23 protein-coding genes and 1 riboswitch are annotated in these 23,722 nt (G+C 50.3%); of the genes, 20 read left to right on the top strand and 3 right to left on the bottom strand.

The window, feature by feature from the left end; genetic code table 11:
* Positions 1 to 254: 254 nt before the first annotated feature.
* Positions 255 to 2,135 (top strand): Ig-like domain-containing protein, encoded by a 1,881-nt coding sequence (locus OIN60_RS08945; protein WP_305754512.1) that lies wholly within the window; start codon positions 255 to 257, stop codon positions 2,133 to 2,135.
* 81 nt (positions 2,136 to 2,216) lie between these two features.
* Here the strand turns inward: OIN60_RS08945 and OIN60_RS08940 are convergent, their stop codons facing one another.
* Entirely contained in the window at positions 2,217 to 2,519 is a 303-nt protein-coding gene (locus tag OIN60_RS08940; RefSeq protein WP_305754511.1) for a hypothetical protein, read from the bottom strand.
* Between the two features lie 439 nt (positions 2,520 to 2,958).
* The gene (locus tag OIN60_RS08935) at positions 2,959 to 3,147 is read right to left on the bottom strand and encodes a hypothetical protein (RefSeq protein ID WP_305754510.1); all 189 of its coding nucleotides are present in this window, start codon (positions 3,145 to 3,147) and stop codon (positions 2,959 to 2,961) included.
* A gap of 310 nt (positions 3,148 to 3,457) precedes the next feature.
* Here OIN60_RS08935 and OIN60_RS08930 point away from each other — a divergent pair, with 310 nt between their 5' ends.
* From OIN60_RS08930 to OIN60_RS08855, 16 genes are all read left to right on the top strand, one after another.
* Positions 3,458 to 4,546, top strand: coding sequence for an RNA-guided endonuclease InsQ/TnpB family protein (locus OIN60_RS08930; protein WP_305754509.1), 1,089 nt, complete (start codon positions 3,458 to 3,460; stop codon positions 4,544 to 4,546).
* Between the two features lie 303 nt (positions 4,547 to 4,849).
* A complete protein-coding gene (locus OIN60_RS08925) occupies positions 4,850 to 5,854 on the top strand; it encodes a FecCD family ABC transporter permease (protein WP_305754508.1) in 1,005 nt (334 codons plus the stop codon).
* Positions 5,855 to 6,874, top strand: a complete 1,020-nt coding sequence (locus OIN60_RS08920) for a FecCD family ABC transporter permease (protein ID WP_305754507.1) — start codon at positions 5,855 to 5,857, stop codon at positions 6,872 to 6,874.
* Positions 6,875 to 6,896: 22 nt separating this feature from the next.
* Positions 6,897 to 7,841 (top strand): ABC transporter substrate-binding protein, encoded by a 945-nt coding sequence (locus tag OIN60_RS08915; protein WP_305754506.1) that lies wholly within the window; start codon positions 6,897 to 6,899, stop codon positions 7,839 to 7,841.
* A gap of 191 nt (positions 7,842 to 8,032) precedes the next feature.
* Positions 8,033 to 10,102: a bifunctional aldolase/short-chain dehydrogenase gene (locus OIN60_RS08910; RefSeq protein ID WP_305754505.1), complete on the top strand. Its 2,070-nt coding sequence runs from the start codon at positions 8,033 to 8,035 to the stop codon at positions 10,100 to 10,102.
* A 116-nt stretch (positions 10,103 to 10,218) separates the two neighbouring features.
* A complete protein-coding gene (gene rhaI / locus OIN60_RS08905; protein WP_305754504.1) occupies positions 10,219 to 11,439 on the top strand; it encodes an L-rhamnose isomerase in 1,221 nt (406 codons plus the stop codon).
* Complete coding sequence (locus OIN60_RS08900; protein ID WP_305754503.1) at positions 11,436 to 12,908, top strand: rhamnulokinase; 1,473 nt, start codon at positions 11,436 to 11,438, stop codon at positions 12,906 to 12,908. The genes rhaI and OIN60_RS08900 overlap by 4 nt, the downstream gene beginning before the upstream one ends.
* Positions 12,909 to 12,929: 21 nt before the next feature.
* Positions 12,930 to 13,688, top strand: a complete 759-nt coding sequence (locus OIN60_RS08895; protein ID WP_305754502.1) for a DeoR/GlpR family DNA-binding transcription regulator — start codon at positions 12,930 to 12,932, stop codon at positions 13,686 to 13,688.
* Positions 13,689 to 13,773: 85 nt separating this feature from the next.
* On the top strand, positions 13,774 to 14,511 hold the full coding sequence (locus OIN60_RS08890; RefSeq protein ID WP_305754501.1) for a (Fe-S)-binding protein: 738 nt from the start codon (positions 13,774 to 13,776) through the stop codon (positions 14,509 to 14,511).
* Positions 14,498 to 16,009, top strand: coding sequence for a LutB/LldF family L-lactate oxidation iron-sulfur protein (locus OIN60_RS08885; RefSeq protein WP_305754500.1), 1,512 nt, complete (start codon positions 14,498 to 14,500; stop codon positions 16,007 to 16,009). Before OIN60_RS08890 ends, OIN60_RS08885 begins: the two co-directional genes overlap by 14 nt.
* Positions 16,002 to 16,733: a LutC/YkgG family protein gene (locus OIN60_RS08880; RefSeq protein WP_305754499.1), complete on the top strand. Its 732-nt coding sequence runs from the start codon at positions 16,002 to 16,004 to the stop codon at positions 16,731 to 16,733. Before OIN60_RS08885 ends, OIN60_RS08880 begins: the two co-directional genes overlap by 8 nt.
* Positions 16,734 to 16,795: 62 nt before the next feature.
* A riboswitch (cobalamin riboswitch) is annotated at positions 16,796 to 16,983 on the top strand.
* A 180-nt stretch (positions 16,984 to 17,163) separates the two neighbouring features.
* Positions 17,164 to 17,523 (top strand): (2Fe-2S) ferredoxin domain-containing protein, encoded by a 360-nt coding sequence (locus OIN60_RS08875; protein WP_305754646.1) that lies wholly within the window; start codon positions 17,164 to 17,166, stop codon positions 17,521 to 17,523.
* Between the two features lie 285 nt (positions 17,524 to 17,808).
* On the top strand, positions 17,809 to 18,585 hold the full coding sequence (locus tag OIN60_RS08870; protein WP_305754498.1) for a TerC family protein: 777 nt from the start codon (positions 17,809 to 17,811) through the stop codon (positions 18,583 to 18,585).
* 434 nt (positions 18,586 to 19,019) lie between these two features.
* Positions 19,020 to 19,661 carry a cell wall hydrolase gene (locus OIN60_RS08865; RefSeq protein WP_305754497.1) on the top strand — a complete coding sequence of 214 codons (642 nt, stop codon included), beginning with the start codon at positions 19,020 to 19,022 and terminating at the stop codon, positions 19,659 to 19,661.
* A gap of 213 nt (positions 19,662 to 19,874) precedes the next feature.
* Complete coding sequence (locus OIN60_RS08860) at positions 19,875 to 20,102, top strand: hypothetical protein (RefSeq protein WP_305754496.1); 228 nt, start codon at positions 19,875 to 19,877, stop codon at positions 20,100 to 20,102.
* A gap of 238 nt (positions 20,103 to 20,340) precedes the next feature.
* A complete protein-coding gene (locus OIN60_RS08855) occupies positions 20,341 to 20,571 on the top strand; it encodes a hypothetical protein (RefSeq protein ID WP_305754495.1) in 231 nt (76 codons plus the stop codon).
* Positions 20,572 to 20,761: 190 nt separating this feature from the next.
* On the opposite strand, the gene OIN60_RS08850 is transcribed toward OIN60_RS08855, so the two are convergent.
* Positions 20,762 to 21,367, bottom strand: a complete 606-nt coding sequence (locus OIN60_RS08850; protein ID WP_305754494.1) for a pentapeptide repeat-containing protein — start codon at positions 21,365 to 21,367, stop codon at positions 20,762 to 20,764.
* Positions 21,368 to 21,825: 458 nt separating this feature from the next.
* On the opposite strand from OIN60_RS08850, the gene OIN60_RS22605 reads away from it, so the two are divergent.
* From OIN60_RS22605 to OIN60_RS08840, 3 genes are all read left to right on the top strand, one after another.
* Positions 21,826 to 22,020, top strand: a complete 195-nt coding sequence (locus tag OIN60_RS22605; protein WP_370872441.1) for a sigma factor-like helix-turn-helix DNA-binding protein — start codon at positions 21,826 to 21,828, stop codon at positions 22,018 to 22,020.
* A gap of 235 nt (positions 22,021 to 22,255) precedes the next feature.
* The gene (locus OIN60_RS08845) at positions 22,256 to 23,149 is read left to right on the top strand and encodes a hypothetical protein (protein WP_305754493.1); all 894 of its coding nucleotides are present in this window, start codon (positions 22,256 to 22,258) and stop codon (positions 23,147 to 23,149) included.
* Between the two features lie 6 nt (positions 23,150 to 23,155).
* Complete coding sequence (locus OIN60_RS08840) at positions 23,156 to 23,722, top strand: hypothetical protein (RefSeq protein WP_305754492.1); 567 nt, start codon at positions 23,156 to 23,158, stop codon at positions 23,720 to 23,722.

Raw genomic sequence — 23,722 nt, 5'->3', positions numbered from 1 at the left:
AATGTGTGCTCATTTGTGCAAAAAGATATGGTAATATAAACCTAATTTTCATAAAAATCTTTAAAATAACATGCTACTCTCCGATAATATAGATTGGGACTTTTTAGATTATAGAATTTCAAGTTTCAGCAGGGCTAAATAATTCTATAATCGCAAGAAAAACTTCCGCTACATGCGGTCTATCTTCTTTGAAAGTAAGTCGATAGATGTTTTTCTTATCCTAATTAAGAGAAAGATGAAAAGGGGAGAAGTACATGGTAATTGCAAGCAGGCGATGTGTCTATTTACTCGCTGTATTACTGTTGTTTCTGACCGTTTTTCCGGCGGATGTGGTTCGTGCGGCGGGAACGGATTCAGCGGCATTGGAATGGAGCGGCCAGGTACCGGACGAATGGATTACAGGGGGAGATGCAGTCCAATTCAAGGTAGTGGCTGTCGATAGTGCGTCCAACAAGACGGATGTGACCGCTGATGCGAAATGGACGTCAAACAATACGGGTGTCGCCAAGGTGGAGAATGGTCTGGTTACGCCTCTCTCCAAAGGAACAGCGAGAATTACCGCTCAATGGAATGGGAAGACCCTGTCGCGGAACATAACCGTCAAAGCCCGTTATACAAAGCTGACATTGGAGCCGTCCGGGAAACTTGAACTACTGACTGGCGAACAGGCGAAGCAGCTAGGGGTAACAGGAACGCTCTCCTCCGGCAAGACGGAGGCTGTCTCGGGAGTTAGCTGGAGTTCGTCCAACACATCGGTCGCGACGGTGGAGAATGGTCTGGTTACACCTGTAGCCAAAGGTATTGCATACATAGCAGCCCGTTCAGAAGGACTTAGCACCCAGATTACTGTGTACGTAAGATCTTCTTCACAAGCACTTTTACTAAGTGAAACCGGAAGTCTGTCCATGTTCTTGGCAGGGCCGTCACAAAAATTGAAAGCAACGGATGTATCGGTCAGTGGGGCGAAAACGGATGTATCGGACAGAGCGGAATGGAGTAGCTCTGCCCCGCTTGTACTGTCCGTAAGTGAGGGAGTTCTCACGCCGAAGGCAGCCGGCAAGTCGACGGTGAAGGTGGTTTATAACGGAAACAGCAAAAGTGTCAAGGTGACGGTGCTTCCGACGATCGATCGTCTCGTAGCCAACAAAGCGAGTGTATCAGTCACCGTAGGAAGCAAAGCATCCCTTCCAAGCATTTCTGCTTATATGGCGGACGAGTCCAGACGGAATGTGACTTCTGATGTGACCTGGTCAGTCGGCAATACATCTGTGGTCAAGCTGGAAGGAAGCAAACTTGTCGCCTCCGCTCCGGGCAAAACGAATCTGACCGCTTCTGTCGGCGGGAAGCAGCTGCAAATCCCCGTGACGGTACAGTATAAAGTGGTTAAGCTTACAGTTTCTCAAGCCAAATATACGTTGACAGCAGGCCAGGAGGCATCCCTGCCGACCGTTAAAGCCCAGCTTTCCAACGGGGCATCCATGGATATTAGTGAAGAAGTGTCATGGGTCGCTTCCAACGCACGGGTTACCCTTCAGAATGGCAAGATCAAAGCGGTCAGCAAAGGGACTGCAACGGTCAAGGCAATGTATATGGGGAAATACGTGAAAGCTTCTGTAAAAGTGGAGCCGGTTCTCCAGAGTCTTTCCTCCAGTGCGGCAAATGTGGGGATGAACCTGAAAACCAGCAAGGGAATCAAGATAACCGGTGTTTATACAGACGGTACATCAACCAATCTGACCCAAAGCATGAAATGGACGACATCCAATGCAGCGGTAGCGACCATGAAAGGTTCTACGATCAAGGCTGTTGGCATCGGGACCACTACTTTGACAGGTACTTACCAGGATAAGAGCGTTCAGATTCAGGTTACGGTATCCCCTAAGCTGAAGAAGCTTGTCATCAGCAGTAAAAATGTTAAGCTTGCCCCGGGGGCGAGCCAGGTTTTAACGGTAACGGCGCAGTATGACAATGGTGGAAGCAAAAATGTAGCCGCTGAGGCCATATGGGTATCTACCAAAGCGGGCGTTGCAACGGTCAGCGGCGGTACTGTTCAAGCGGTTGCCAAGGGAAGCACTACGATCAAGGTTTCCTACGGCGGGAAATATGTGACCGCTGCTGTGAAAGTAAGCGGCTAATTAACGGTTATAAGGTATGTTGAAGCTTACGGTAAAAGTAAAAGCCCTGGTCTCTGCGAGCCAGGGCTTTTACTTTGTATTTTATTCCACGCCGTCCTTAAAATGGTTGCTCCAATGCTTGTCGCCCTTGTGCACAAAATCCTCGACTGTTTTTTCAAGTGTTACAACAAGCTGTTTTTTTATATCACTGATCGTTTCGCGGAACAAGACCTCTTCTTTACCATTGATTCTTTCTCCGTACAGCGCCTGTGCGGCTACAAACTGACGATGCTGTTCTACAAATTGATCAATGGATTCCAGTGCGTGTTCGACGAAATGGGAAATGCCTTGATGTTCACGCGGAAGTAATGATTTTAATTCCTGCACTCTTGTTGTGGTTGTCATCTTTGTTCATCCTTTCGGCTGAATTATTATGTCAATAATTATACATCTTTTTCGGAAAATTTTCATTAAATAATTTGATTTAGTGAATTTTTTCATATCAGTCGACAGTTATACCAGCATGCGGAGCCTGGATATCGCTTACTAGTGACGATGTATCAAGCCTGAGAGTGTTCTGCTGAACGGAAAGGGGAAGGGTGTAAGTAGGGGCGGTATTATGGTCATTGTAGAGGATAGAGAAAGAGAAACCTGATACCGCCCGCTCCGTGTTCCTTAGGAAGGATGCATGTTATAATAACGGAAAGCTTAGGAAAGGTTGCTTGGTGACATGAAGCTGTTTAAAGGTGTGTTCTGGGGGATATGCATCAGCCTGGTCCTTTGGTGTGCCCTTTTCGGGCTGATCCGGTGGCTTCAGCATTAACTGCTTGCTCCCTGAACTCCTCTAGACAATTAATCTCGTGACTTTCTCGACATCCGTTACTGCAACGGTATGCACATTCTTGTCATCGTACAGTTTGAATGCGGAGGCGTCCGGGAGAAGCATGGGCCACCCCAGCAGGATGTTTCCGTCGAACAGCTTTACGATAACAGCTTGTGATTGCTCCAACGCTTTTTTCAATTCTTCATTCATAAAAGTTATAACCTTCTTATACTCTATTTTTCGTCGGATATCTCCTAATAGTTTATAGGAATATGCGTAAAAATATTAAATTTAACATCCTTCCGGGAGAAGTCCCCTTCCTCTGAGCCAATGCTTTCGAAGCGAGTTTTGTTCGAAGCTTATTCAGGAAGCAACGCTCACAAAACTTTTAGGTAGGGGATGAATCTCGGTTAGGCGAAGCCTAAATGCACTGGCCTATTGTATAAGGCGGGCACTTTCCTAGTCGAATGTTTGTGTGATATAATGGGAATATATGTTCCTATTAAGGCGGTGACCCTTCGTGCAAATCACGTATCAATTTCGCCTCTACCCGACCCCCAAACAGGAAGAACTCATGATTCGAACGTTGATCATGTGCCGGAAGCTGTACAATCGGGCGAAGGAGCAACGGGATACCGTCTACAACCAAGAGGGCAGAACCGTCACCTATGCCATGCAGCAAAATGAATTGCCCGTCTTCAAGAAGGAATTTCCCGAATATAAAGAAGTTCATTCCCAAGTGTTACAAGATTGCCTGCGGCGTTTGGATGATGCCTATCAGCGATTCTTTCGCGGCGAGGCGGGTTTTCCCCATTATAAGTCAGCCGACCGATATCTTTCCTTTACATACCCTCAGCCTGGTGCGGTAAGCAAGACCTTCGCTCGGGATAGATACGTCTATCTGTCCAAAATCGGCTTTGTCCGCATGCGTACACATCGTTCGTTCGACCAGGCAAATGTGACTCAAATCAACGTGAAACGGCATGCAGACGGGTGGATGGCGGGGATCGGCGTGAACATAGAGGCAGCGGAAGCCGACCAGACGGCGAAAACAGCCGTGGGCATCGACGTTGGGCTGCGCACGTTTGCGGCGCTGTCCGATGAGACGAAGGTGGACAACCCACGGCATCTGCGAAGAGCAGAGAAGCGGCTCAGACGCGCCCAGCAGCGGTTGTCCCGGAAAGCGCGCGGTTCCCGCAATCGGCAGAAAGCCAAACAGAAGGTCGCGAACATCCACCAGAAAGTGGCGCGGCAGCGCAAAGATTTCTTGCACAAGCAATCGCACCGCATCGTTCAGGGACATGACCTGATTGCGGTAGAGCAGCTGAAAGTGAAGAACATGATCCGTAACCGCCGGCTGTCCAAAAGCATCTCGGATGCCGGATGGCGAAGGTTCATCACGTATCTGTCGTATAAAGCCGCAAGACAGGGGAAGCGACTCGTACAAGTGCCCGCCCACGGCACATCGCAAACCTGCATCTGCGGTGCAGATGTTCCAAAAACGTTGGCGATCCGGCTTCATGAATGCAAAGAATGCGGACTGGTGCAGGACAGAGACATCGTTTCGGCCCAGGTCATTTTGCAGCGGGCTTTGAGCATCGTAGCGTGATGGACTGAATACCGTAGGGAGGGTTTGCCCCGAACGGGATGCGTGTGCCGCATCGAACGCTTGTGGAGATCCAGTCAGACCTTTCCTACAGAAAGGCAGCGATCGTCGAAACAAGAAGCCCCCGCCTCTTCAGGCGATGGGAGTATTCACAGTAAGTATCTATCTGGTTGAATTGTTTGTGGCATCGTTTGCTTTCATTTGCAAAAAAATGATTGTGGAGTTTAAAAAGATAGTGTAATATTTATAAACGTTAAATGATAATGATTATCAATATTAACGTAGGAGGGCTGGCCAACACACACAATGATCCGGAGCAAATTATACATAACCCTCTTATGGTTTTTATTCTCCTGTGCAGTACTGGTTATAACCACGCTAGCAGCCGTATCGTTCGGAGCCAAGGAAGCGAGTCTGGCTGCGGTGTGGTCGGCTGTGTTTTTTTATGATCCGTCGATAACGCTTCATACCGTTATTCATGACCTGAGGCTGCCGCGCGTGTTGGGTGCTGCGATTACAGGCGCGGCCTTTGCTACAGCCGGTGCTCTGATGCAGGGGGTCACACGCAATCCGCTGGCGGACACCGGGGTACTGGGCATAAATGCGGGCGCCGCCTGCGCCGTGGCAATCAGCTTTGCGATAGCTCCGAGTATCTCATACTCACTGCTGATGATCATATCTTTTGCGGGTGCTGCTCTTAGTACACTCTTTATTGTAATGCTCGGTTTATCAACGAAGGGGGGACTAACGTCTCTAAAGCTGACGATTGCCGGCTCTGTGGTCGCCGCGATGCTGCATTCCCTGAGTACCGGCATTGCGATCTATTATGATCTTAGTCAAGATTTAGCCTTTTGGTACGCTGGGGGAGCCGCTGGGGTGAGATGGGAGCATCTTCGCATACTTGTCCCACTCATCCTGGTTACTCTGTTGTTTGCATTTGCGATTAGCAGGCCGATCAATTTTTTGAGCTTGGGCGAAGAGACGGCCGCCAATTTGGGCGTACATACCGGCAGGGTGAGAGTCCTGGCTCTGGCGGCGGTGGTTGTCCTGGCTGGAGCTTCTGTATCTGTCGTAGGCTCCATCAGCTTCGTCGGGCTTGTCGTGCCTCATTTGGTTCGCCGATTCGTCGGCGTAGATTATCGGGTCCTGGTACCCTTATCAGGCCTATGGGGAGCGATTCTGCTCATGTGGGCCGATTTTGCGTCCCGCATGGTCAATCCGCCGAGAGAGTTCGCTATTGGAGCCATGGTGGCTATCGTTGGCGTTCCTTTTTTCCTGTACCTGGCCCGGCAGGAAAGGAGGGAGCTGTAGATGAGGCATGTGGAAAAGCGGAGGACCTTCAAAGCGGTGGCGGTGTGCCTGCTCCTGCTGTTAACCTCATTGATCGTTATCATGATCAGCTTGAATACGGGTACGATCCGTATCTCTCCGTTGGAAGTGTTTCACGTTCTGTTCGGTGGAGGAACAGAGACGGAGCAGTTGGTGCTGTTCGAGTACAGGCTGCCGCGCATCCTGGTTACGATGCTGGCCGGGATTGGACTCGGTACGGCTGGGGCCGTACTGCAGGGGATATCGCGCAACTCGCTGGCGGACCCGGGCATTCTGGGTCTTAACGCAGGGGCTGCTTTCGGCCTCATTGTGTTTGTCTCCTTCTTCAGGACGATGGAAGGCCCGGCAGCGCTGCTAATTCCGCTGTTTACCTTTGCCGCCGGCGTGCTGACCGCCGTAGTTATTGTGCTGCTGGCTTACGACAGGTTCAAAGGCCTTGTCCCGATACGTCTGCTGCTTGTAGGGATAGCCATCGAGGCGGGAATCAGCGCCGTCACACTATTCTTGTCTTTAAGGCTGGATGAGGATACCTATTCCTTCACCGCACGCTGGCTGGCAGGCAGTGTATGGGGGAGGGACTGGATTCATGTATGGGCTCTGCTGCCCTGGATCGTAATTCTGGTTCCGCTGTGCTACGCCCGTTCGCGTACGCTTGACCTTTTCACACTGGGCGATGAAATGGCTTCAGGAGTAGGCAGTCTCGTAAACCGCAGCCGCATCGTGCTGCTGATGCTGGCCGTAGCCGTTTCCTGCGCCAGTGTGGCTATGACGGGAAGCATAGGCTTCATCGGCCTGATTGCACCCCATATTGCGAGACGGCTTGCCGGACCGCGGCATGCCCACTTCCTGCCGGCATCCGCCCTTACCGGTCTGGTGATTCTAGTCACCGCCGATACGGTAGGACGTTCCATATTCATGCCGAATGCTGTCCCTGCCGGGGTCGTCGTTGCCGCCATCGGGGGACCCTATTTTTTATACTTACTGCTTAAGACAAAATCTTAATTACCGGAGGAAATAAATCATCATGAAAAAAATGCTACTGACCCTGTTGGGTCTAACTTTAATCCTTATGCTTGCCGCTTGTGGCCAGCCAGCGCAGTCCCAGAACACCAGCAACGGTAACGCTGCCGACTCGAGTGCCGCTGCTGAAACGGAGACAGAAACCCATGCTGCAGACGCTGTTATTGCATCCCTTTCGATCCATATTACAAACAATTTGCTGGCGCTGGGCATTCAACCGGCAGGATCTGTTGTTGGTGGGGATGTGAAGGACTTCCTGCCGCATGTGGCTGATAGGCTGAATGGAACTGCCAAGCTGGGAGTAGCTGCTGATCCTGATATGGAATCTGTGCTTGCGCTGAAGCCTGACGTCATTTACGTGGATCAAGAATTCGGGGGCAAGGATCTGGCCAGCTATGAAAAAATTGCGCCTACCATCAGCATTGACATGGACTCAGGCACGTGGCGCGACCATCTGAACCGTATTGCGCAGATTGTAGGGAAGGAAGCGGAAGCGAAGACTTTTATCGAGGAATATGACAAAAAGGCGAACGAGGTAGGCCAGATGATCCGCAGTGAGCTTGGGGAAGACGCTAAAGTGATGGCAATCCGGATGACGGCGAAGGAGCTGCGCGTCATGGGCATGAAGCGCCCGCTCGGACCTATCCTGTATGAGGATCTCAAATTAACGCCTCCTGAAGGGGTAAAACAAATCACGGACGAGCCTTACCAGGTTATTTCCCAGGAAGTGCTGCCGGATTATGATGCGGACGCCATTTTTGTCATCATCAGCAAGGGTGAAGAAGCGAAGAGCAAATTCGAGGAGCTTGAGAAAAACCCGGTGTGGGGCACACTCAAGGCTGTCAAGAATAAGCATGTCTACATTCTGGACGGGCAAAAATGGCTCGATTATTCCTCGCTCGGCCATCGCATGGCGTTGGATGATGCTGAAAAGCTGTTTACAAAATAAAACAGAGCTATACTCTGAAAGCAAAGCTGCTTTTGCCGGTTACGGCATCCTGCAGCTTTGCTTTTTTGTTTAATTATTTTGTTATTTCTTTGAATTATTTTGTTATTATCTATTTTCAAACAAAAACAAAGATGATATAGTCATAACAAGAAATGATACCGATTACAAATTACATATTCGGAGGTATAGTTATGGTACAGAGCTTATGGGAAGCATCTAAAGCATCCGAAATTCCGGAGGGACTGGAGCAGTTGGTTTACCGTTCCAATCTGATCGGATCCGACCGCCAGGTATGCAATTGGGGGGGCGGCAACACGTCGAGCAAAACGGTCATTCGCGATTTTCGCGGCCGGGAAGTGGAAGTGATGTATGTCAAGGGAAGCGGCTCCGATTTGGCGACCATGAAGGCCGGCAATTTTACAGGTCTGCGTATGGAGGATATCCGTCCTTTGTTCGAGCGGGATGAAATGTCCGATGAGGAGATGGTTGCTTACCTGGCTAACTGCATGGTGGATGCCAAGCATCCGCGGGCATCGATTGAGACGCTTTTACACGCCTTTCTTCCATTTAAGCATGTGGATCATACACATCCGGACGCAATTATCAGCATCTGCTGCGCGGACAACGGACGGGAGATTGCCCAGGAAATTTTCGGTGACCGGTTCGTATGGGTTCCGTATGTAAGGCCCGGTTTTACACTGTCCAAAATGATTGCTCAAGGGGTGCTGGATAACCCACAGGCCGAGCTGGTATTGATGGAGAAACACGGGCTTGTCACCTGGGGAGATACCTCCGAAGCATGTTATGTAAAAACGATCCAGATCATCAACGAAGCCGAAAGCTATATCGAAGCGCGTATTAACGAGCAGCAGCTATTTGGCGGCAGGAAGCATACAGTATTGTCAACTGAGGACCGCAAGCGTATCGCCGGACAGATTATGCCGTCCGTTCGCGGAGCGGTCAGTGATGAGAAGAAAATGATCCTGACCTTTGACGATGAAGAGGATGTGCTGCAGTTCGTGTGCAGCCGGGACGCGGCTGAGCTCTCGCAGGTCGGAGCTGCCTGTCCGGATCATCTTGTGCACACCAAGGTTGTGCCTCTATTTATCAACTGGAGCCCTGACGCGGGAGATGCCGAAGGATTAAAAACATTACTGGCCGAAGGCATTGCGGCGTATAAAGAGCAGTATGAAGCCTACTTTGAGCGTAACAAAAATGAAGGAGACGTCATGTTCGAGGCCGCTCCGCGTGTCATCCTCATACCAGGTCTGGGTATGATCAACACAGGCAAAAGCTGGGTCAACTCCAAAGTCAGCGGCGCCTTGTATCATCGGGCCATCGCGGTTATGCGCGGTGCAACAGCGCTTGGCAGGTTCGTTTCCTTAAGCGAAAATGAATCGTACAATGTGGAATATTGGCCACTGGAGCTGTATAAGCTGTCGTTGGCACCGGCTGAGGCGGAGTTTTCCCGCAAGGTTGCTTTTATCACGGGGGGAGCCGGGGGCATTGGCAGTGAAACCGGACGCCGGTTTGTCGAGGAAGGGGCGCATGTTGTGCTGGCCGACCTCAATCTGGAGGGAGCCGAGCAGGTGGCGGCCGAAATAAACGCTAGACACGGTGAAATGAGAGCGCTTGCCGTTAAAATGGACGTTACGGATGAGGAACAGGTGAAGGCTGCTTATGCAGAGGCCTCGTTGAATTACGGCGGTGTGGATATTATCGTCAATAATGCGGGGCTGGCCACCTCTAGCCCGTTTGATGAAACGTCTCTGAAGGAATGGAGCCTGAATATCAATGTGCTGGGCACCGGATATTTTCTGGTGGCGCGCGAGGCGTTCAAGCTGATGAAGGAGCAGACGTTGGGCGGTAGCATGGTGTTCGTAGGCTCCAAAAACTCCGTATACGCAGGTAAAAATGTGACTGCATACAGCTCTGTCAAAGCGCTGGAGGCGCATCTGGCCCGCTGTATTGCCGCGGAGGGGGGCGAATATGGCATCCGGGTGAATACGATTTTGCCTGATGCTATCCTGCAGGGTTCCGCCATCTGGAATTCCAATTGGCGTAATGAGCGGGCCGCGGCTTATGGGATCGAGCCCGATCAGCTTGAAGAGCATTACCGGAAGCGGACGACACTGCTGGTCAATATTTATCCGCGGGATATTGCGGAGGGCATTGCCTTCTTTGCCTCCTCCAAAGCGGAGAAGACCACCGGCTGTATGCTGACCATTGATGGCGGCGTGCCAGCGGCGTTTACCCGCTGAGCGGGAACAAGTTCACAGTCGAGCGGTGCGTATCTTGTACAGCGGCTTCAGAAAATGACAGTGTTGAAGCCGCCTAAATTTGGCTTTACTATTTCTAAGATTCAGGGGGATTCTGTATGAGTGACAAAGCTTACGCCTTGTTTGAGCAGCAGCAGCAGGCACGAGGCATCCGTCTTGATGAAGTAAAAAACCGGTTAAAAGAGCTCAAAATTGAAACCCCTTCCTGGGGATATGGGGATTCCGGCACACGTTTTAAGGTTTTTCAAAAAACAGGAGTGCCGAGAAATCCGTTCGAGAAGCTGGAGGATGCCGCGCAGGTGCATAAGGTTACCGGCCTGTGCCCGTCGGTAGCGATCCATATTCCGTGGGATAAGGTGGAGGACTACGGCAAGCTGCGCAGCCATGCGGAAAGTCTGGGGCTGCGCATCGGGGCGGTAAACCCGAATCTGTTCCAGGACGATGATTATATGCTGGGCAGCGTGACCCATACCGACGAGGCGATTCGCCGCAAAGCGATTGGTCATCTGCTGGAGTGTGTGGATATCGCCAAGGAGACGGGCTCGCGGGATTTAAGCCTGTGGTTTGCGGACGGCACGAACTATCCGGGGCAGGGAGATATCCGGCGCCGCAAGCGCTGGATGCTGGACGCACTGAGCGAAATGTATAAAGCGCTTACACCCGATATGCGAATGCTGATTGAATACAAAGCGTTTGAACCGGCGTTTTATCATACGGACATCGCTGATTGGGGCATGGCTTATAATTATGCCGTCAAGCTAGGACCGCAGGCGGCGGTGCTGGTGGACACCGGGCATCATCTGCCAGGCGCGAACATCGAGCATATCGTCGCTTACCTGATTGATGAGCAGAGGCTCGGCGGCTTCCATTTCAACAGCTATAAGTATGCGGACGACGACTTGATCGTGGGTTCGGTGAATCCTTATGAGCTGTTTCTGATCTTCTATCAGATCCTGAACGCGGCCAATGATGAGAATGCGGCAATACAGAGCACGGTGGACAGCATCGCGTACATGATCGACCAATCACATAATATTGAACAAAAAATTCCGGCGATGATCCGCTCTGTGCTGAATGTGCAGACTCAATATGCCAAGGCGTTGCTGATCCATCATGACGAGGTGGCAGAGGCGGCAGGACGGGGCGACGTATTGGGCGCGGAGGACGCGGTGCGCAGAGCCTTCGAATTTGACGTAACCCCGCTGCTGCAGGCGGTGCGCGAAGAGCAGGGACTGCCGACTGATCCGATGAAGGCCTATCTCGCAGGGAGCTATGCGCAGGATATTCTGGCTAGAGGCAAAGGAGGCGCAAGCTGGTGAACGTGCTGGCCTACGACCTGGGGGCGAGCAGCGGCAGAGCGCTACTTGGCCGCCTGACCCATTCGAAGATCGAGGTGGAGGAGGTTCACCGCTTCTCCAATGAGCCTGTAAAAGTCGGAGAGCGGCTGCAGTGGGACATTTTGCGGCTTTATCATGAAATCAAGCAGGGGCTGCTGAAGACGAAGCATCTGAGAGCGGAGCTGCAAAGCCTTGCCATCGACTCCTGGGCTGTAGACTTTGGGCTGATCGGCCAAAACGGGGAGCTGCTGGGCAATCCATATCATTACCGTGACCGGCACACCCATGGGGTTATGGAGAGCATGTTCCAATCGATTCCCAAGGAGTATATCTTCCAAAGAACAGGCATTCAGTTTCTTCCCTTTAATACGATTTATCAGTTGGCGGCGATGAAGCAGGCAGATTCTCCTCTGTTGAAGGAAGCGTCCCGGTTTCTGATGATTCCGGATTTGCTCCGCTATTTCCTGACCGGCGAGATGCTGAATGAGTTTACGAATGCCACCAGCACCCAACTGTATAACCCGGTTACGGGTGACTGGGATAGGGAGCTGATCCAACGTGTCGGAGTATCAGACTCCTGGTTTGACAGAGTGGCGGACCCCGGAACGGAAGCCGGAAGAATACGATCCTCTGTCATGACAGATCTCGGCGTCCCTTCCATTCCTGTGCTTGCCGTTGCCGAGCATGATACAGCCTCCGCTGTGGCCGCCGTTCCTGCACTTGATCGCTCATTTGCTTATCTAAGCTGTGGCACCTGGTCCCTGATGGGGACGGAGGTGGAACGTCCCGTAATCAACGAAGAGACGCTGCGCTTTAACTTTACCAATGAAGGCGGCATAGGACGCAGCTTCCGTTTGCTGAAGAACATTATGGGACTCTGGATCGTTCAGGAATTGAAAAGAGAATGGGAGCGTGCAGGAGTTGAATACTCCTTTACCGAAATAGTCCGTTTAGCAGAAGAGGCTCCTGCTTTCGCCGCCTTTATTGATCCTGATGATGAATTGTTTTTGCACGCGGGAGATATGAGGTCACGCATCCGGCAGTACTGCCGGAAAACAGAGCAGCAGCTTCCGGACGGACCAGGCGAATTAGCTCGTTGCATATTTGAAAGCCTGGCTTTGAAATATCGATATATATTGGAGCTAACGGAGAAGCTGTCTAACCAGCGTTTTAACGGCCTGCATATGGTGGGCGGGGGCATCAATAATGCACTGCTCTGCCAATGGACGGCCGATTCTGTTGGCAAGCCGGTGTGGGCCGGTCCGGCGGAAGGAAGCGCCATCGGCAATTTGGCAGTGCAATGGATCGCTCAGGGTGTTTTCTCTGACATATGGGAGGCGCGGCAGGTGATCCGCAGTTCTTTCCCGATGACGACCTATGAGCCCTCCGACAGGGAAGCGTGGGAAGATGCATACGGCCGGTTCCGGCAGATCGCAGGGCTTGCAGATTAACGGTTTGGAGTGAAGAGTAGCATGCTGGTCGCAGAACGATATGAGAAAATAGTACAGTTGGTCAATGAGAGAGGGAGTATCCGGGTATCTGAGTTGAGCGCACTTTGCGAGGTGACAGAGGAGACGATCCGCAGGGATCTCGACCGGCTGGAGGAGGCGGGCAGATTGCGCCGTTCGCATGGCGGCGCGGTTAGTGTGAAGGATGAGCAGCCTGAGCTTCCTTTTTCGGAACGCGAGATTATGCATGCGGAGGAGAAGCGCCGTATCGCGGAGGAAGCGGTGAAGCTGATCCAGCCGAATGACCGCATCCTGCTGGATGCGAGCTCTACGGCGTGGTATATGGCGGCGCGACTGCCTGATGTTCCGCTAACCGTGCTGACAAATTCGATTCGGGTGGCGACGGAGCTGAGCGGCAAGGAGAAGATTGATGTCATCTCCACAGGCGGCTTGCTGGCCAAGCGTTCCCTTTCTTATGTCGGTCCCCTGGCTGAGCGTTCCCTGGAAGCTTATTACGTAGATAAATTGTTTCTTTCCTGCAAAGGCGTGCATTTCAGCCGCGGTGTGAGTGAATCCAATGAGCTTCAGGCCAGAGTGAAGCAGAAAATGGTGGATATTGCGGATCAGGTGGTTTTGCTGGCTGATGCTAGTAAATTCGGGCAGCAGGCCTTCACCCATGTCATGGACCTCAAGCAGGTCGGCAGAATGATTACGGACCGGGGAATCGAGGACAAGGCGCTGGCCGGGCTGGCCGAGCTTTCCATTCCCGTGACGACAGTATAGCCATACCGTTTAAGTCAAGCCCGGAACGATTCGGGTTTGGCTTTTTCTCCGTTTCGGGACGTATCTATAAAAGAGGTGTGAGAACATGAAGGTTTCGTTATTTATCACTTGTTTGAGTGATGCCATATACCCGCAGGTCGGGGAAGCGATGGTGCGGCTGCTGGCCAGATACGGGATTCGGCTGGAGTTTCCAAGGGTGCAGACCTGCTGCGGACAGCCCTCGTACAACAGTGGATACTGGGAGGAGACGCGAACCGCTGCCAAAACGCTGCTGGAGGCTTTTGATGACAGCGATTTTGTCATCTCTCCTTCAGGGTCATGCACTTATATGATTCATCACTATCCAGAGCTGTTCAAGGATGATCCCCGTTGGCTGGAGAAGGCGCAGCGTTTGGAAGAAAAGACGTATGAGTTTACACAGTTTCTGGTGCGCGTCCTGGGTGTGACGGATGTAGGGGCAGTTTTCCCGCATAAGGTCACCTACCATCCATCCTGTCACGGCAGCCGCTTGCTCGGTGTCAGGGACGAACCGATGGAGCTGCTGGGTTGCGTGCAAGGCCTTGAAGTGGTACCGCTTCCATTCGCGGAGGACTGCTGTGGCTTCGGCGGGACGTTCGCTGTAAAAATGCCTGATATATCGGGCGCGATGGTGACGGAGAAAGCGGATCACATCCTGGAGACGGAGGCATCCGTGCTTGTCGGGCTGGATATGGCCTGTCTGATGAACATTGCCGGTCATCTGCGTTACCGGAACGAGCCCGTCCGGGTCATGCATCTGGCCGAGCTGCTGTACGAAGGAGTGGGACAGCATGAGCACAGGTAATTCAATGGCTGTTGACGTTAAGGACAGAGCCGATCAAGCGCTGAAGGATGAATTTCTCCGAAAGGCGGTGAAGTTCACGACCGAACGGCTGCGCAACGGCAAAAAAATGGCCTCGGAGGAGCACGGCAACTGGGAGGAATGGCGGGAACGGGGGCGTCAAATCCGGTTGCATACGATTGCCCATCTTGATTATTACCTAAACCTATTCGTTGAAAATGCCCGCACGAACGGGGTGCACATTCATTTTGCCGATACGGCGGCTGATGCGGTGCGGATTTCCCTGGATATAGCCGCGCATAATCAAGCCTGCAGTGTGGTGAAATCCAAATCGATGGTATCGGAGGAGCTGCATCTGAACCAAGCCTTTGAACAGGCGGGCATCGAAACGATCGAGACCGATTTGGGGGAATATATTATTCAGCTTGCGGGTGAGGCACCCTCCCATATCGTTATTCCGGCTATTCATAAGAACAGGTATCAGATCGCCGAGCTGCTGTCGAAGGAAGCGGGCGAGCAGTTGGCGGCGGACACGACCGTGCTAGCGGGATTTGTCCGCAAAAAGCTGCGGGAGAAATTTCTTGCGGCAGATATCGGCATGACGGGCTGTAATTTTGCGATCGCGGAGACCGGATCGATGGTGCTGTTTGAGAATGAAGGCAATGCGCGTATGGTGTCCACGGTGCCGCGAGTACAAATCACCCTCATGGGTATGGAGCGCATTGTCCCTTCCTGGGCGGATCTGGAGGTGATGGCTACGCTGCTGCCGCGCTCGGCCACGGGACAGAAGCTGACGATGTACATGTCCGGCATTACTGGTCCACGCCGTGCTGAAGATGCCGACGGTCCTGAGGAAATGCATATCATCATTGTCGACAACGGCCGCTCGAATCAGCTTGGCGATCCGGAATTCCAGGAGCTATTGAACTGTATCCGCTGTGGCGCCTGCCTCAATGCGTGCCCGGTATACCGGCACATCGGCGGCCACGCTTACGGGGGAACCTACAGCGGGCCGATCGGTGCTGTTCTGACCCCGGCGCTGAACGGCAATACGAAGGAATGGAACGACATCGCCAGCGCATCCAGCTTGTGCGGTGCCTGCTATGAAGCCTGCCCAGTGAAAATCCCCTTGCATGACATGCTCGTCTATCTGCGGCGGCGCAAGGTGGAAAGCGGACATGGCAACAGGCTGGAGGCAATCGGCATGAAGGGCTTTGCGGTCGTGGCAGCCAACTCGAAGCGGTTCACTGCGGCTGTACGGTTAGGCCAGTTGGGTCAAAAGCCCTTCGTCAGAGACGGAGCGATTTCCATGAAGCTCGGGCCTTTGAAGGGCTGGAACAGCTACCGGTTAGCTCCATCCCTGGCGAAGAAGAGCTTCCGCCAGGGATGGGAGGAGCTGGACCGCGAGGTCAGAAGCTCGCTGCCGCAGCCAGACCCGGCGCTGCAAAGCCGGATGCAGGCTATTTTACAGCAGCGGGGAAAGGGGGAGCGGCATGAATAGCGGGCATCAGGCGTGGCTGGACCGGCTGGAAGCCGAGTCACGCGCCAAGCAGGAACGGTTTATGGGTGGTATTGCCTCCAGACTGAAGCGTCCACGGGTAATGGAGCCACCGCTGCATCCGCTGCGGGGCGCGCCAGAGTTCTGGCAGGCATTTGAGTGGAGTGAGCAGGAGCGGATCGATCGCTTTGCCGCCAATTTCAGCAGCGTGGGCGGGCATGTAAACAGGTTGGCTACGATGAAGGAGGCATCCGCCTTCATCGCCGATAAGGCAGCGGAGATGGGGGCCAGATCCATGCTTCGGCAGGATCAGCCGGAGTTGGCGGCGCTTGATCTGGAATCCGCTATTCCGGGCGTGGACATTGCTGTCTGGAACTCGAACCCTGCGGAATCGTGGAAGGCCAAAGCAGCCGAGGCGGATTTTGGTATTGTGATGGCCGATTATGCGGCTGCCTATACCGGTTCGGTGACAGTGCTTTCGTCAGCGCATAAAGGGCGCTCGGTAAGTCTTCTGCCCACCGTACTCTTCATTCTCATTCCGGTGGAACGGCTGAAGACCCGGCTGGGAGAAATTCTCTCGGAATTCGACCAGGCTGGGCGTGAGCCACTACCGGCAGGCATTCACTTCATTTCGGGTCCGAGTCGGTCATCGGATATCGAGAACGATTTGACCATAGGCGTCCATGGACCAGGTGTCGTTTATGCTTTGATGATCGGGGGCTCGTGATCAAGGAACTCTGAATACGCAAAACCTTTTAAAAACTCGTCATCCGGCCTCCGATCCGTTATAATGGGGTCAATCCTGCAGGTGCCCTGGCCATGGCCGGGGTTAAAAGGGAATAGGGTGAAAATCCCTAGCGGTCGCGCCGCTGTAACCGGGGAGCCTTCTTCTATACATGTCACTCAGCAAACTGGGGAAGACGGAAGACAGGTGCCGATCCGGGAGCCAGAAGACCTGCCTGTTAGGTTCGCATCAGCCCTTCGCGGATAAGGAACGGTGTACATAATATGGAGATCGGGATCGATAAGTGGTCTGCGGTCTGTTCTCTTATGTACTCTCGCCCTCAGCCCTTGCGGCTTGAGGGTTTTTTGCTCAACATGAAGCCAGGCGAGGAGGCTTATGCGAGATCACCAGTGCATGGGAGAGGATACTATTGATGGAACAAGTAGTAACGAAACGAAGAGTGCTTGGCCAGATTATGATCTGCAACGGCTGCTGTTGTGGACGGACAGAGAAGGGGAGGCCGGGAATACCGCTCGACAGATTGAAGAGCCGATGGAAGGAAGAGAAGCTGCTGAAGTCGATCCAACTGACGGTCACAGGCTGTCTCGGTCCTTGTGATATCGCCAATGTCGTATCGATCCAGACGCCGGACGGTCCTGCGTGGTTCGGGGGCATTAAAGAGGAGAGTCTTTATGACGAATTGCTGGAATGGGCGATAGCTTCGAGAGATCAGGATAAGCTGTTGGAGCTGCCGGCCAATCTGCTGCCCTACCGCTTCGAGCGTTTTCAATGACCGTAACATAATACAAACAACACAAGCTCGCCGCTTCCAGGTGGGCTTGTTGCTCGTTGGGAATTTAGAGCTCTAGCTATTTATTGCTTTGATCAGAGATTCTTGCCGTGTTAATGTTAAATTTTATACGTTTATGAATGAAACGATACATAATTTGACAGCGTATATAACGAAGGGAGTGACGGGACAATCAAGTCTGAAGAAATTCCTCTGCTTTAACTGAAATTTGCGTTTAAAGCGAGAAGTTTGTCACGAACATTTTAACATAAGAGAGGAGAAGTACTGTTGGAATCAATTTGGTTGGAGTATGCATGGGCATTACTGATTCTTATTGCATTGGAGGGTTTACTATCGGCCGATAATGCCCTTGTTCTGGCGGTTATCGCGAAGCACTTACCGGAGAACCAGAAGAAGAAAGCTATCAATTATGGGATCATTATGGCTTTTGTTTTTCGCTTTGCCGCTCTGTTTGCGATATCGTTTATTGCGAATGTCTGGCAAATACAGGCGATCGGGGCTGCTTATCTTCTGTACCTCGGGTTAAAGCATATCATCAAAGCGCGTTTCGGCAGGGAGAACAAGAACATTCGCGAGGACGTGAAGAAAGATGCTGCCGGAAAAGGCTTTTGGCCAACCGTAGGAAAAATTGCTATTGCAGATCTCGCCTTTGCGATTGATTCCATTCTTGCTGCAGTGGCTCTGGCACTTGGCCTCCCGGATTCACCACTTGGGGATTTCGGCGGTATGGACGGAGGGAAATTCATGGTTGTTGTGCTTGGCGGAATCGCCGGGCTCATCCTGATCAAATTTGCGGCCACATGGTTTGTCAAGCTGCTTGCTCAACGGCCAGCACTGGAGACCACGGCTTATGCTATCGTGGCATGGGTCGGCGTCAAGCTCGCTGTGATTACCTTGGCCCATGAAGATATTGGTGTATTAGATCATGATTTCCCGCATAGCACAGTCTGGACCCTTATCTTCTATGGTGTCTTGATTGCGATAGCCCTTCTCGGCTGGTTTGCGCCTGCGAATAAAAAACAGTCACAAACTGATTCACTCTAGGTTCGAACCTTCGAGCTTCCCTTCATTGCCGACAGACGGCCACCCGTAAAGGGTGGTCATTTTGCGTTCTTATGGAGCCAAAGTGGAGTGGAATGCGCATATTAAATGATTCTTTTGGCCTGGAGAATGTACAGCAAGCGGCTGGTTACAGGAATGTAACCAAAGCCCTAGATTATATGTCCTGCGAGTAGAAAAATGCAAAAAACGCTGCTGTGATAGGTTTTTTTATGATAGGACTAGAGTCGGGTTATCCAGTTTATTCAAATATGGTACACTTCTACGGAAATCAGCTTTGTCCGATGTCCTTATCTTCAGTTCGAGTTGTTTCGCCATTGCGAGCGTGTATGGCAGCTTCACTATCGGATAAACGCCATAAGTTGGACAAGCCGGGTCTTGGACCGGTCAGAAAATGAATGTGGGGGTTGTCTCGACCAATGAAGAAATTATCCGCTCTTATTTTTACTTGCGCCTGTGCTTTGGGATTGGCCTTCTCACCTGCTACGGCAAGCGCGCAATCTCTTTCGAAAGGAATGCAAAGCGAGCATGTGCTGCAGTTGCAGGAGCAGCTTGCAGTGCTTGGTTATTTCAAAGCCGGCTTCACAGGTTATTTTGGTTCTATCACCGACTCGGCTGTAAAACGTTTCCAACGCGACTATGGTCTGACCGCGGATGGGATGGTGGGCCAGGCTACGAAGGCCAAGCTGAACGCGTTGTCTCCTGCGCGTCAGACGACGCTGGAGCAGCTTGCACGTATTATATATGCAGAAGCGCGTGGGGAGTCTTTTAAAGGCCAGGTGGCCGTCGGTGCTGTAGTTCTGAACCGTGTCCAGTCGGATGAATTCCCGGACTCCATCTCTAAAATTATTATGCAGCCGGGACAGTTCACAGCCGTGCAGGACGGGCAGTACTATCTGACTCCGAATAAAACGGCCTATGCAGCAGCCCGTCAGGCATTGAACGGGGTGGATCCGACCAACGGCTCATTATATTATTACAATCCGGCAATCGCTACTTCCAAGTGGAGTATGGCTCGTCCTGCTGTACTGACACTGGGCAGACATACGTTTACGAACTAATATTGTTCTGTGGGAGCAGAGCATTTCATAGGCACACTCACTAACCGCCGCTGTTTCGGAATCGAAGCAGTGGCGGTTTGCTATTCGCTAAAATCGCTGTTATGCCTTCCATGAACTGAATCTGAACCGAGTAGGGCTGGATGTTACCGAAGATGGCAGCAGACGGAAAGGGTGCTGCTGTCGTATAATGACATAGAAAAGGAGTGATCAGCAATGGCAACAGGATACGCTTATATTGATATGAAATCCGTGCTTCATGTGGTGAGCGAGGAGGCAACGGCAAAAAAGTACGGCCGTGGCAGAGTAGCCGAGGTGGACTTTGAATACGGCGGAGGTTACCCGCTTGTGGACGGTGAACCACTGATTGTCTACTCTGACGGTAGAGAGAAGAACGGCCGCCAGATCCCGCAGCATATCTTGGACTTGATGGACGATCTGTAAAAGCAGCTTTAGTGAGCAGCGTTCATTGGAGCTGCAGTATTGCATGATGGGGAACGAAACTAATTACTGAACCACGGGCTTTTAAGGCTCGTGGTTTTTCTTATTCGCGACACTGTAACCGTGTCGGGCGAGGGGTGAAAAGAATACAATGAAGGGTACGTCAGCCAAGCTTAAGCAAGTTGGCTGGTGGACAAAAGGAGGACAAGAAAGACAAGCTTAAAAGGGAGGTTTTCGATTTATGGATTGGAAAAGAAAGCTGGCGAGTCGGAAATTTTGGGCCCTTCTAGCTGGCCTGGTAACTGCGGGCCTTGCGCTTTTCGGCTATTCAAGCGATTCGGATGTTACGGTTAAAATAGTTGGACTGATCGGCGCATTCGGCTCTACTGCCATATATATGTTGTCCGAGGCGTATGTGGATGGTCAGGCCGCACGATCTAATTCTGAGACTAAAGTGGATAAAACGGAGTGATGTCCTAACGAGGAAGCTCCGCAGCAAATGTTAGTGACAGACATTTTTGAACGAAATTACAATAACGAGTCGTCGATTTATTTTCGGCGACTCGTTATTTATAGGGGCAAGCTTGTACACCATACATAATTACTTAGTCAGTTTTGCTCGTCAAGCGCTATAAAAGTGTTATTATAAGCTTGATTAATAACTAAACTACTTTAGCACCATGAGAAAGAGCAACCAATACACACTGCTCCTTATCCATTCTCATACCAGTCAAGTTAAATGTCTTGAAATCTACTCCTTCCATAATAGATCCCCTTACATCAGCCCCCTGCAAACTCGCTTTTGCCAGTATCGCCATGGTCAGATCGCTATTCCTTAAATCGGATTTTTCTAAATTAGCTCCTGATAAGTCAGCCTCAAAAAATTTAACACCACGTAAATCCTGCCTGGCTAACCGGGCATGTCTCAAGTTGGTATATGACCAGTCGCCTTGAATAATGGAGATCCCGTCCAGATTTGAGTTAGGAAATTCAGAGCCCATCATTTTGCAATCCTCAAATTTGGAAACAAAGAAATTGGCACTACTAAAGTTACAATTCTCAAACGCGCTTTCTTTATGAATTGAGCCATTCAATAAGGTCCCACGGAAATCACACTCCATGAAGCGGCAGTTACTGGATGTAATCTCCTCCAGTGACCCGTTAGCAAACGAGCAGCGGTTAAAAATACAGTTTATGAGTTCACCGTATCTTAAATCCTGTATGCTGAAGTCTACTTCTGTATAGTTTTGATTGATATGCTGAAACATTAGTGCCTCCCTGGAAAATTGTTGCTTATTACCTATTAAATATAGCACACAGGTGTCAAGTACCTGTCTAATCTCATTCCAAAGTCAAGCCTCTTTTTTATAGAAAGCAGCCTAAACACCAAAATTTCGCTTGCCGCAGAACATAAAAAAGTCTTGGAGCAAGCGCTCATGACTGCCATCTGCCAAAACGTCAAGAAGATCGTCAACCACCTGGCCAAGCTGGTCGGATAGGGCGATCTTTTTGTTTTCATAATGCTCAATACTTCAGGAATTCATTTAATTATCCAAACGAGCCCCCAAAAAACAGGGCTTTGTCAACAACCTGAAGAACCCTACTTGGGTTCTTTTTTATATGCATATTTCAAGCGGACCCTAAATGGACCCCAACCCAATAGCAATACAAATTTTTCGAAAAAACAAAAATCCCCTGAAGCCTTACGCTTCAAGGGATTTCGGCTATGATCTGTAGTGGGCTCGAACCACTGACCCCCACCCTGTCAAAGGCGATGGGCCATGCGTTGAGTGATAGAGAGCGGACATGCTTCCTGCTGCATATGGCGCAGGGCTTGACAATGCAGGAGATATCGAGTAAGCTGGTGCTGTCAAGACGGTCTGTGCAGGTTTATATTACACGGGCTAAGGATAAGATTTAAAAAGAATTTTTGTGATCTTGTCGTACGTACTGTCGTACAACGTGTCATACAGCATACCCACCATAAGTCTGTCTATTAACGAGCCCTCCATAACCGGGGGCTCTTTTTTAAATGAAATGCGAACTAAAGTCATGGGTCAAAAGAAGTGTAATATTTATTTTTGGGTAATAAAGCGAGACTAAAGAAGGGTTTTGGCGAAAGGTGTAGAAATTATCCGGTATTAGGAGGGATAAATTTGCCACAAAAGCCAAAACGATTTAACGCCTACCAAATTGACCTGCATTACCTTGATACTTCAACTCGGAATCAAACTGACGCTATCATGTGGGACGCAGCAATTGTGAGTGAATTATGGGCTGAAATTTTCACTTTAGCAGTTGAACAGCGGACACGTCGATATAACGATTCATGGTTAATGTATTTAGATTACTTTGAAGAAGATGAGCACTACATTTTTGGACGTTTCTTATCGGCCGAATATGGTACAACTGGAGAATTGCTTCATGCTGATCAATTGACTCTGCGACCTAATCCTAAATTAGTCCGGGAAGGGGAGACAGAGGCTACATACTTTTTAATCAAAAAAGTAGATGGCTTGTTGCTTCTTCAAAGCAACATAAGATTAAACAGACCAAGATTTGAGGAATACATTGAAACACTTGGAGCTGAAGTGATTCGGCGAAGAAATCTGACTTTTATTCAGATTTGTACACTTCTCGAAAATAACTTCTTTGAAAGTATTCGACAGCTTAATACTGTTCACAAAATTGAAATTGAAGTATCGAAGACTGAAATAGCGGCAGATGAAAATGAAGCGGTCAGGGCCCTTCAAAATGATGTCGAAGAGATTTCTGCAACAGATGTTAAGCTTGAATTTGAAGCTAAATATCAGAGATCGGGATTAAAGGGAGTTCTACCTCTGGTTAAAAAGTACAAAGACCAGCAAGGTGTAACTAAGATCGTAGTCCGAGGCAAATTAGCTGGTGCTGAAAAGGTAATAAAACTTGATGATTCACAAGAGCAATACAGACGAAGAGTTGAAGTAGATACAAATAATCAACCGATGCTTACATCCGTTGAAAATGTTCTGAAAGAAGTGGCAAATCAACGGAGGAAATTAAGGGAGTGATATTAAATGGCAGGAAGTATCAAAAAGTTCTTAAAGGCAAATAATTTTCCATGGGTGACTTTTAAGAATTACTGGAAAAATTCTTCCCGATCTGAGCTTATTACTGATGTTTTCCTGCCTTTCTTAATATCATCACTCCTGATTTGGTGGACATCATTTTATATTTCTGATTTTAAAGACCTCATTTCGAAGTTTAGAGATCTGAGTGGTCAAGTTATTGCAGCTATTTCAATCCTTGCTGGCTTCAATCTCACAAGTATCACTGTAATTTCTGCAATTGGTGATAACGTAAAAAAATTAAGGAGTCATCTGGATTCAAATGGAAAACCTGTTTATGATGTTCTAGTTACCTTTTTCACCTGGGCAGTTAGCATACAGTTAATTGTGGTTCTGTTAAGTATTTCACTGTATTATGCTGGCTCTTTTATACCTACAGATCTAAAGATGGCGGTTCCTATCTGGGGGTGGATTTGCGCCGTAGTGTGGCTGTCTATTACAGCGCATTCAATTCTTATTTCGATTCGAAATTTAAAAACACTTTTTCTGTATGTTACTTATGATCCGGATAGATGA

Origin of the sequence: Paenibacillus zeirhizosphaerae, from assembly GCF_030705605.1 — a bacterium.
GTDB classification, from domain to species: Bacteria; Bacillota; Bacilli; order Paenibacillales; family Paenibacillaceae; genus Paenibacillus; species Paenibacillus zeirhizosphaerae.
Note: the sequence above shows the minus strand (reverse complement) of the source record. Positions and strands in the feature narration are given on the sequence as shown.